General features: G+C 68.7%; 5 protein-coding genes and 1 pseudogene. 5 read left to right on the top strand and 1 reads right to left on the bottom strand.

From position 1 onward, the window contains the following. Window positions 1-219: 219 nt before the first annotated feature. A pseudogene (locus VGR06_RS06985) lies at window positions 220-417 on the bottom strand (IS1380 family transposase); the annotation flags it as partial. Window positions 418-590: 173 nt separating this feature from the next. On the opposite strand from VGR06_RS06985, the gene VGR06_RS06990 reads away from it, so the two are divergent. The 5 genes from VGR06_RS06990 to VGR06_RS07010 all read left to right on the top strand — a co-directional run bounded on the left by VGR06_RS06990 (window position 591) and on the right by VGR06_RS07010 (window position 3,114). Further along, a complete protein-coding gene (locus tag VGR06_RS06990) occupies window positions 591-1,085 on the top strand; it encodes a transposase (RefSeq protein ID WP_414637176.1) in 495 nt (164 codons plus the stop codon). Window positions 1,086-1,167: 82 nt separating this feature from the next. Beyond that, entirely contained in the window at window positions 1,168-1,458 is a 291-nt protein-coding gene (locus tag VGR06_RS06995) for a type II toxin-antitoxin system Phd/YefM family antitoxin (RefSeq protein ID WP_327558138.1), read from the top strand. Next, window positions 1,455-1,730, top strand: a complete 276-nt coding sequence (locus VGR06_RS07000; protein ID WP_327558139.1) for a type II toxin-antitoxin system RelE/ParE family toxin — start codon at window positions 1,455-1,457, stop codon at window positions 1,728-1,730. Before VGR06_RS06995 ends, VGR06_RS07000 begins: the two co-directional genes overlap by 4 nt. A 308-nt stretch (window positions 1,731-2,038) precedes the next feature. Further along, the gene (locus VGR06_RS07005) at window positions 2,039-2,824 is read left to right on the top strand and encodes a helix-turn-helix domain-containing protein (protein ID WP_327558140.1); all 786 of its coding nucleotides are present in this window, start codon (window positions 2,039-2,041) and stop codon (window positions 2,822-2,824) included. Further along, window positions 2,821-3,114 (top strand): integrase core domain-containing protein, encoded by a 294-nt coding sequence (locus VGR06_RS07010; RefSeq protein WP_327558141.1) that lies wholly within the window; start codon window positions 2,821-2,823, stop codon window positions 3,112-3,114. The genes VGR06_RS07005 and VGR06_RS07010 overlap by 4 nt, the downstream gene beginning before the upstream one ends. Window positions 3,115-3,129 lie beyond the last annotated feature (15 nt).

Below are 3,129 nucleotides of genomic sequence, written 5' to 3' on the forward strand. Positions count from 1 at the left end.
CTACACAAAACTCTTTCACTAAAAGACCCTCATCCAATCTCTCAAGGAGAATCTTGCCGCCTCACCCCAGATCGCGGCGCGAGCGCCGGCCCGGCGTGCGACGCAATCGGCGGCCAAGGACGAACCCCCCAGCTAGGAGCCTGAGCGAAGGTGTGCCACGCCGCCGGCCACAGCCGGTCGAGGACGCGCGGGTAGGTGGCTGCGCGATCGGTGATAACCCCCCTTGGCGGTGTTGGTGGCGAACGCGGTCACCCGGTGCCCGTCGGTGTCGGTGATGCGCAGCTGCGCACCCGGGTGTGGGCGCTCCTTGCGGACCATGACCCGCATCCCCGGCGGCCAGCCGGACAGGTCGAGCAGCCCGGTGGCCTCCGCGACCCACGCGCCTTCGCGGATCTCGCCGTCGGCGTCGTAGGCCGGCTGCCGGGTCTGTTGCATTACTCGGTCGTGGCGCAGGCCAGGGCCGCCACTCGTCCAGTGAAGCCTCTTCAGATTGCCTTGCCGAGTTCGCGGAATGCCACGGGGAGCCGACGGTTGCCGGGTTGTTCGGCGGCGATCTCGTAGTGGCCGCGGCGCAGGTTCTCGACAAAGGCGTGCCTGTTGACGCCACCGCGGCCGCGCACGCGGTGCTGTCCGGGCAAGCCACCAGCACCGCCAAGACCGGCACCGGGCCGGTGGAATGCTGCGCAAGTTCAGGCTGGGCCAGAGCCTCCGCGGTCACCTCCCGCACCAGGCCGTCAACCGCGGCGCTGCTCATCGCCGCCGGCGACAACCCCGACCGGCTGGACAGCGACGCCTCCTTCGCCGCCCTGTGCGGAGTCAGCCCAATCCAGGCGTCCTTCGGGAAGACCACCCGACACCGGCTTAACCACCGCGGCGACCGGCAGGCCAACGCCGCGCCCTACCGCATCGCCTTCACCCGGCTCCGCTGCGACCCCCCTACCCGCAGCTACCTCGACCGGCGCACCGCCCAGGGCAAGACCCGCCGCGAAGCCATCCGCTGCATCAAGCGCTACCTCGCACGCGAGATCCACCGCCTACTCCAACCCCTCACGCCACAAGCCGAGACAACACCCCGAACGGGTTGACAAACATAGGGGCATGAGACCCAAGCGGATGCCCTCGTAATCACGGTTGCGACCGCTCGCTCTTCTGGCTAGATTTGTGGCTATGACCTCGTCCGTGGAGCACCTTCCGCTCGCCGATGTGAAGAACCGGTTGTCCGAGGTCGTCGAGCGCCTGGAGCGCGAGCACGGGCGGGTCGTCATCACCAAGCATGGAAGACCGGCCGCCGTCGTCTTGAGCGTCGAAGACCTGGAAGGACTCGAGGAAACCCTGGAGATCCTGTCCGATCCGCGCCTCATGCGTCGCATTCGGAAGGCGACCGCCGAGCTCGAGGCAGGTGAGGCCGAGGACCTCACCAAAGAGGACGCGCTGGCGCTGATCCGCAAGAAGTCGTGACGCGGCCGACCTACGGCATCGCGTGGACGCCGTCGGCCAAGCGTGACCTTGCCCGGTTGCCCGAGAAGGTCGCGACCGCGGTCGTCGAGTTCGTCTACGGCTCCCTCGCCGAGAATCCTCGACGCGTGGGTCATGAGCTACAGCTGGAGCTGGCCGGCCAGCACGCAGCCCGGCGCGGCGAGTACCGGGTGATCTATCGCATCGACGACACCGAACACCATGTCTCAATCGTCGCCGTTGATCACCGACGTGACGTCTACCGTCGAACGTGACCGGAGTCGCCCAGTCGACTCGGTCATGCATTCGGTCCGTTCAGCCGCACCCTGTGGGGTGCAACCTCAGAGGTGCGGCTGTGATCAGGCAGGATGCCGGGTTAGCAGGATCGTCGCCGTGGCGGCGCGCGCGCTCGGGTTCTTGGTCGTTCGGCGGGTTCTGGGTCTGGTCGGGCTCGGTCGTCCGGCTCTAGACCGAAGGACGTGGAGATCGCGGTGTGGCGCCTGTGGGGCTTCATTACCTGGTTACAGGCTTGACCTGCGGCTTCGCGTCCTCGTGGGTGGCCGGCCTGGGATGCTATGGGATCATGGCATGGTCATGGATCTACGCGTTGACCCGCGGCGCGGTCGGACTGATGGCGATGCGGCTGGGTGGCGACACCGCAAAGGACGTCGAACTGCTGGTGCTCCGGCACGAGGTCGCGGTGCTGCGCCGCCAGGTCACCCGCCCCGCGTTACAGCCGGCCGACCGGGTCTTCCTCGCCGCATGCTCGCGCCTGCTCCCCCGCGCCCGATGGAGCGTCTTCTTCGTTACGCCGGGCACATTGCTGCGCTGGCATCGTGAGCTGGTCGCCCGCCGCTGGACCTATCCGCGGAACAGACCGGGACGGCCCTCGGTACGTCGGCAGGTGCGGGAGCTGGTGCTGCGGCTCGCCGGGGAGAACCCCGGCTGGGGCCACAGGCGGATACACGGCGAACTGGTGAGGCTCGGCTACCGGATCAGCCCGGCGACGGTGTGGCGCATCCTGCGCAGCGCCGGCGTCCACCCGGCCCCGCGCCGCGCCGACGTCTCGTGGCGGCAATTCCTGCGAGCCCAGGCCGCGGGGATCTTGGCCTGCGACTTCTTCACCGTCGACACGGTGCTTCTGCAGCGCTGTACGTCTTCTTCGTGCTCGAGGTCGCCACCCGCCGTGTGCACGTCCTCGGCGTCACGGCCCATCCCACCGGGGCCTGGGTCACCCAGCAAGCGCGGAACCTGCTCACGGACATCGGCTAACGGGCGGAGGACTTCCGGTTCCTGGTCCGCGACCGCGACGCCAAGTTCACCACCGCGTTCGACACCGTCTTCACCGCGGCCGGCATCGAGGTACTGAAGACCCCGCCGCAGGCGCCGAGGGCAAACACCTACGCCGAACGCTGGGTGGGAACCGTGCGGCGCGAATGCACCGACCGGATCCTGATCGCTGGGCCACGCCATCTGCGGGCCGTCCTGGACGCCTACACCGCCCACTACAACGAGCATCGGCCGCACCAAGCGCTCCAGCAGCAACCGCCGCTGCCCAGGGCCCGTCGGGCGCCCGTCGCCGCGCCCGCCGACGGCGTCGACGTCCGCCGCAAACGCCTCCTCGGCGGCGTCGTCAACGAGTACCACCACGCTGCCTGAGAACAAGCCACCCCG

This window comes from Actinophytocola sp. (assembly GCF_036002505.1).
Classification (GTDB): Bacteria; Actinomycetota; Actinomycetes; order Mycobacteriales; family Pseudonocardiaceae; genus DASYTH01.